This window comes from Paenibacillus phytohabitans (genome assembly GCF_013141775.1).
GTDB classification, from domain to species: Bacteria; Bacillota; Bacilli; order Paenibacillales; family Paenibacillaceae; genus Paenibacillus_AQ; species Paenibacillus_AQ phytohabitans.
The window spans coordinates 86,189-93,078 of record NZ_WHOB01000035.1; the positions used below are offsets into that span (position 1 = coordinate 86,189).

General features: G+C 52.1%; 2 protein-coding genes. Both read right to left on the reverse strand.

Annotation, left to right across the window (positions count from 1 at the left end; all coding sequences use genetic code 11):
* Positions 1-15: 15 nt before the first annotated feature.
* Positions 16-939: an adenosylcobinamide amidohydrolase gene (locus GC101_RS13320; protein WP_343049687.1), complete on the reverse strand. Its 924-nt coding sequence runs from the start codon at positions 937-939 to the stop codon at positions 16-18.
* A gap of 326 nt (positions 940-1,265) precedes the next feature.
* Positions 1,266-6,254 carry an S-layer homology domain-containing protein gene (locus tag GC101_RS13325; RefSeq protein WP_171717659.1) on the reverse strand — a complete coding sequence of 1,663 codons (4,989 nt, stop codon included), beginning with the start codon at positions 6,252-6,254 and terminating at the stop codon, positions 1,266-1,268.
* Positions 6,255-6,890 lie beyond the last annotated feature (636 nt).

The following is a 6,890-nucleotide window of genomic DNA, read 5'->3' on the forward strand; positions in this document are numbered from 1 at the left end:
TCATCATTCCAGACATTATTCCCGGCCGCCCTTCTTCAGATGGCCGGGCTGCCCAATTAGTGCTTCTTGAGGCGGTAACAGTTCAGCTGCCACTACTGCTTCGAATTCAACTGCTTCTTCTCCACTTGCGGCTTGCCCAGTTTCCGCAGAAGCCGCAAGTTGCTCTGCCTGCGCCAAGTCAGCAAGTTCCGCTCTCCGCACAGCCTCCGCCGCCTTCACCGAACGCAGACTTTCCGTCACCGCACTGTACACCAGCCTGCCGATGGCTCCGCCCAGGTCGGTCGCTGTTCCGGCATACACATGCTCCGCTGCATAACGGCGGCTCCCGCTCACCGCGAGCACAATCGCATCCGTTGTGGTCCCGGTTGCGATTAGACCGTTCTCGGAATCCGTGATTCCGAGATCTGCCAGGGCGGCAGCCTTCGCTTCCGTGGCTGTCATCACAGCATTGACCATGGCCGACGGCGACAGCCAGCCGTCAATGCCAAGCATAATGTTAATCGTGCCCGGGCGGTAAGCCGCCAGCACGCTGCGCTGCGATCCGGCGCGGGCAGCATTGCCCGCAGCCGCTGTCACGCAGCACATAATCCCCGCAGAGCCGGTATCCTCTTCGGCAACAGCGGCATGTTCAAGCGGAACTGCCGTCATCATTCCGGCGCAGCCTTCCAGCGGATAACCCCACTCCTGCAGCTTATTTTCCATATCCCGTACCGGATTGCTGCATTCGTAGTCCCGGGTGACATATTGGTTCACCGCCCGCTTCAGGCGGCCTGTTCCTCCGCCATACACTGCGCTTGATATACTGTCTACCTCAGCCGGAAATTCCAGCAGCAGATGGCCTTCCCGCCACTCCAGCGTTAGTCCCTGCCAGACCCTGCTTTGGTACACCGCCAATCCACCGTCAAGATTAAAGGGTAGGTTCACATTCACTTCTTTCACAATACATCCGCTCCTCTCGTGCAGTAAACTATTCCTAAACCCACTATATCATTATATATATAAGACGCACTTAAGATTTGAACTTGAAGCTTAGTCGTCACTGCGATGAACATTTGGACTTCAGGCCGCTGCCCGCTCCAGATTTCTTGTTTATTACCGCTGCTATCCTCCCCTACAGTTCCAAATCCCCCTCCGCTTCTTTCGCTTTTGTTAATTTTTTTAGTGCGTCTTATAGAGTATCTCGTTTTCTCTGTATCAATGTTTATAGCCTGCAAAAACAAAAAGCTGACGCCGGAAATCCGGACGCCAGCTTGCTCTGCCGTATGCTACTGCTGTTCAATTTTGGCTAACAGTCTAAGAATCAGGGTCACGGCCTCTGCCCGCGTGGCCTGATCATTCGGAGCCAGCCGGTTATTGCCTTGGCCTTCAACCAGACCCGCTTCGTAGGCGGCTGCCGCATACGGCTGACCCCATGAAGGAATAAGCTCCGCATCCGCAAAAGCTGCCTTAGCCTTAGGTTCTGTCTTCCATTCCAGCGCCCGGACAATCATGGAAATCATCTCCAGGCGGGTAATCTTTCCGCCCGGCCGGAAGGACTGATCCGTATAGCCTGTAATCCAGCCGGATTTAACCGCAGCGGCAACATACGGCTTCGCCCACGGCTGAATGCTGCCTTCATCCGTGAAGGAAAGTCCGGATTGCGCAAGGTCCACCTGTAAGGCGCGGCCCAGGATCACCGCGAATTCACTGCGCGTAACGGCTCCGTCCGGACGGAAGGTTCCGTCTTCATAACCGTTCACCAGCTTGCGCTGCGCCGCAGTTATAATGCTCTCTTTTGCCCAGTGCTTCTCTACATCCTTGAACGCAGGCTGAGTAGCCGCCATACCGCCATCGCCTGTATCTCCTGTGCCGCCTGTGCTGCCCGTATTGCCGGTGGTTACGATAGTGCCGATAGTACCGGTATTCCCCGTGTTGTTGCCCTCATTCCCATTATTGCCGTTGTTGCCGTTATTACCGTTATTACCGTTGTTACCGTTGTTGCCATTGTTCCCTGTATCCGTGCCTCCGTCAGGCTTGGTGTCTGCCTTTAGCACCGTCAATACGAAGCTTTTCTGCGCCTCTGCCCCATCTTTCTTCAGGATGGCCGTCAAAGTCACCCCGGTTGTGCTCGCCGGACGCTTAACCTCTCCTTTACTGGAGATGATATCGGGACTACTTGAGGTCCAGGTAATTTCACTTCCATGCTCACCTGCTGCCGGCAAAATAACGTCTTTCGTAACCGAGGTCTGGAGGTCATCATCGGCATACACAATTTCAAGCTTATCCTTATCTAAGTTAACAGCCAGCGGTTTCGGTAAATCACCTAAAGTTATCGTTACTGAGGCTGTATTTAACGGAACCGTAACGATACCTTTGCTGTTATCCATTATGCCTGCAGATACATCCGTAATATTGTTCACCATGCTTGGCAATTGGACACTGAAGCTTGCCCCTCCGGCACCGGCTTTCGCCTGGCTCAAGTCGCTGCTGAAGGTCACCACGAGCTGGTTGTCTTGTCTTACAATGCTGTACCCGACTCTGCCGCCTTGCAGGGCGGGGTAATTTTGCACGCTAGCCACCTTATTATTGTTCTTGGCAGCATCCTTGACCCACTCCTTAGGAATACCGCGGCCTACAATAATCTCAGTCTTCTGGTTCTGATCATATATCCGCTCGGCAATCAGGGAGTCAATAAGTACCTTGGAGTTAACCGATTGTCCCCACATATGCTGAGCCGAGCCGCCGCCTCCCGGTGTATTCTGAAGGTTCAGCTGATCATTCGTCTGTGCCCAAGGGCTTCCTGCGACAGGATAATTGATCCCTTCCCACCAGCTGAACGGCCCGCTCATCGAATTTTCAATCATGAATTCATACGCTTTAATGCCTATATCCCGGTATTCTTCTCCGCGCAGCGCAGCGCTTCCGTATCCGGCGTTGTACGCGCTTGAATAAAAGCCATGCGGATACCCCCCGAAGTTGTACGGAGAATCTGTCGTATCCTCCTGAATACGCCGGTTGATTCCATAGGAATACGTATCATCCAGCAGCTTCAGGCTGATGTTGTCCTCCGGCTGCTCCGCCCCATACAGATAGCCGTCCCAGTGCCATCTGCCGAACAGGAACATGGAAGCCCAATTCGCATCTCTGGAGTCTTTCATCCGGTTCTCATCATTGGTCTCAACGACCGAGGCCGGAATATAATCAAGCCCTTCTTCGGTTATCGTCTGCTCCAGTTTGGCTGTGAATTTGGCCAATAAGTCGTCATACCTTGCTTTTGCCCACTCCGCTTCCTGCAAATAGGCTTCGTCATTCTTAATACGGTAGAGCTCGCGGGTTACATATTCGTAGGCGGTCAGACCGGTCAGGGCAGAGTAATTATCGATCGTCCAGTTGCCCTCGGAATCAATCGCATACGTTTTTTTCATAATTCCGTCAGCGTTGCGGTCACTCTCGATGGTTCGCGCCCCGAATTTAACCCGCTTCTCAAATACGGTACCGGTAGAGCCGTCATCGGCGGTCATCTGCTCATCGAAGATAGAGGCGTCACCGGTTTTACTTAAGTAAACCGCGTACGCCCACGGAATCTTCCAGTTCGTATCCCAGTACAGATTGCTGTCCACCTGACCCGTCTCAATGTTGATTCCGCCTGTCAGCGGGATACTCTTCAGATAATTCTGCGCATGGGCGAAATCCCCGCTCTGAATCAGGTTCACCAGAATGCCCAGCGTATCATGGGAGAATAACCGGGCATAGCCGTTCTCCCCCACATGCAGATACGTATCATCTTTAATAATCAGCGTATCGATATAGCCGGATTTGAACGCATTTTCAAGCTCCCGGTTCGGCAAGCCGATATCCACTACTGCGGAGAGTCTCGTCAGCCAATACGCCTTCATCTCACTGTAGTTGGCTTCGAAGGTTCCCAGACCCGCCACCTGCTCTTTGGTCAAGGAAGTAAACCGGGTCACGTTCTTGTCAAAATATTCATACTTGTCAGCTTCAATCGCATATTCCCTGACAACGCTCTCCCCCGGCTGAACGGTGTACATATTTACAGCGTCCGCATTAAGTGGCACCAGATTGCCCGAGACGACCGGCAGCAGCATGAGCTCGCCTGAATGATTCGCAGCCGTGACTCTCGAATAGTTGACGACATAATCCTTATGGTCCACCGTATGTTTGTTGGCGAAGGTCTCAATCTTGTAGTCTACTTTATTCTTCGTATATTCACTGATCATTACCGGTAAATAACCTTCCCCCTTAGTCCACTTGATGTTGCTTGTATCAGCAACTCCGAACGTGACCATTTGCTTCGGGGCCACCGGACCATGCTGCTCCGGACGGCTTCCGCCGATTTGATACGATCCGTCCAGAAAAGCGAGCGAAGCATTCTTGTCTCCCTCGAAGCCGAAGGCCGCTGACATTAGCGCATGGGTATCGTACTGGTATTTGCCTGCGGTCTTCAAATTATGAACCGCTTCCAAAACAGCGGAGTAGGCTGTCAGCTTCTCGTTATCCAGAGCGTTTGCATCCAGCGCCTTGGCGGCTTGCACAGCTTCATTCAAGGTGTTCAGGGAACTGAGGGTGTAGCCTTTGATGACGGCCCGGCTAATAAGATCGATCTGCCCGGCAATCGCCGCCATATCCATATTAATCTTCAGCTGGCCCCTTGCCGCCTGCAAATGGCTGAGCGCTGCATTGATCTCCTCCGGGTCAGCGTCAAAATCGTTCAAAACCAGGCCGGCATTAGCCAACGCGGCTTCGAGTGCAGACCACGACTGCACGGTGTACAGCCTGCTGTTGTAGTTAGATTTGGCAATATCATCGATTAAGGCCTGCAAGGCGGTTCTGTCCACATCCGTATTCTTAATAATTCTTAAGATGCCGGTGCCCAGATGTGCTTCGGATTGGAAGGCACCGGAGACACTTTTGCCGAAAAATTCACTTGCCGTTTCCCCGTTCTTCTTCATGACCATCCAGCGGTATTTGCCGGCAGACAGATTCTTCTGTGATAAAACCAGAGCGTACCGTGTATTTCCGGCGAGACTGTAACGGAGTGGAATCGTAGTCATTTCACCGTCCGCAACACGGTCCCGGCTGACCACCGTTTCTGCAAGAGGAGCACCTGCCGGGAAGCCGGAAGGGTCTGTCCCATATAGCTTCACGGTCAAGTCGCTTACGTTATTGGACATTTTCCTCACATTTACTTGTGCGTACTGCATCTCGAAGCTCTCCTGAGCTGTAAAAGTCTGATATCTGTCCTGCTGATCCCCATTGCTGCCGAATTCGTATTCATTCTCCGCAGCACCTGTGTAATCGATCATCAGATTGGTTTCTCTTCTTACCAGAGCCGCTTGCTTCTGCTCCAGAAGAGACAGGGCACTGTCGGTTTCCGCCTGGAGGGCATCCTGCTTGTCCAGAACCTCCTTGGCTTCAACCCTTGCCTTGGCAAAGTCCTGCCAGGATTCATCCGTGTATACACCTTGGAGTTTGTCCTTCACCTGATTATAGGCAAGCTGCAGCGCGCTTTTGTCGGCTACCTCCTTGCTGCTTACCGCAAGTCCCGAGAAAGACATGTTACCGTACCGTGAAAGGGTTTCTGCCTGCAGACCCTCAACTCTTAGTTGCACATTGGCTGGCACCTTAATCTGATACTTGTATACTTCCGAGGTCCCCCCCGCACTGATTTCCTTCGTCTCCATGAGGTTCATATCTGCATAGATCCTCACAGCAGCTTTCGCCTGCCATAACCCGATGCCGAAGACGACGGTTGACTCCTGCGGCTGCGGGGCAACTTGGAAGGTCCAGCCTACATCCCCGTATATCCCCGAATCTCTGTTTTTGGGGAAAAACACGCCGAATCCGGTATCCTTGACAGCCCTTTCATAACCAGCCATGCCGTCATTCCAGGAATAGGACAAGTAATTCCCGTCATTGCCCCTATCCGGCTTCCCTTCGGTACCTGTGGTATCGTTCCCGTACACGCTGAAGGTTACAGAGCTGGGAGCGGCTTTTTTAATCTGAACGATGTCATCCGGGCCGTTGCCTTTCAAGTGCAGCCAGTCTACATTCCCAACCTCCGACAGATCCAGCGCATACTCCCCTTCTACTTTACTTTGGGTAATATCAAGTGCGGCGGAGCTTACAGCAGCATCTGCGGCATCTGCACCGTCTGCTCCATAGGCGGCCCGGGGCTGGCCAAGCGGGGTTGAGGATAAGACCAGTGAAGCCAGTAATAACAAGACGGGGATTTTTCGTAAGGGTATTCTGAGCATTCTTTAACCTCCTTGTGTATTTGATTTAAGCATATAAAAACCCGGTAAGTTTAAACATACGAATATCTTTACATCCAGCCGACTTTTTTTACCTCTTTACGGCCCGGCCATCCGGGTAAACATAATGTTTGGGTTCATGCACGCTTAGTAACAAGTCTGCGGGTGAACGCGTGGCGAATTAACTTTCCGGTAACATACATACTTCAAAACAACACAAAAAAACCGTTCCTGTAATTAATGGAGGTACCACCCGCCATTTCAAAAGGAGCGATTTCTTTGTACATTAATAGATGATGGACCCTTCTGGTAAGAGACAGGGTCCGTTCGGTACTATAGCCGGCCTAATAAGTGGATTTATGACATTTATTTATATGTTTTAACCGTGCATGCGTTTATTAAGTGGAAAAATGGCATCTAATTCTCTTGATTCCGCCTCCAAACGGGGATGCGGGCCGAATAGATGTACTTTTTCCAACTGCTGTCCCGAAATTGTCTGGTTCAGGACAATTAAATGCTCTTTTTCCACTTATTTCTTGCGGAGAGTATGCGTGCACACCGGCAGCGAAGCGAGCCGGAGAACCGTTGACGGCTGGCACGCTAACGGCTGGCGGCCGGCGCGTAACGGCTGGCGGCGGC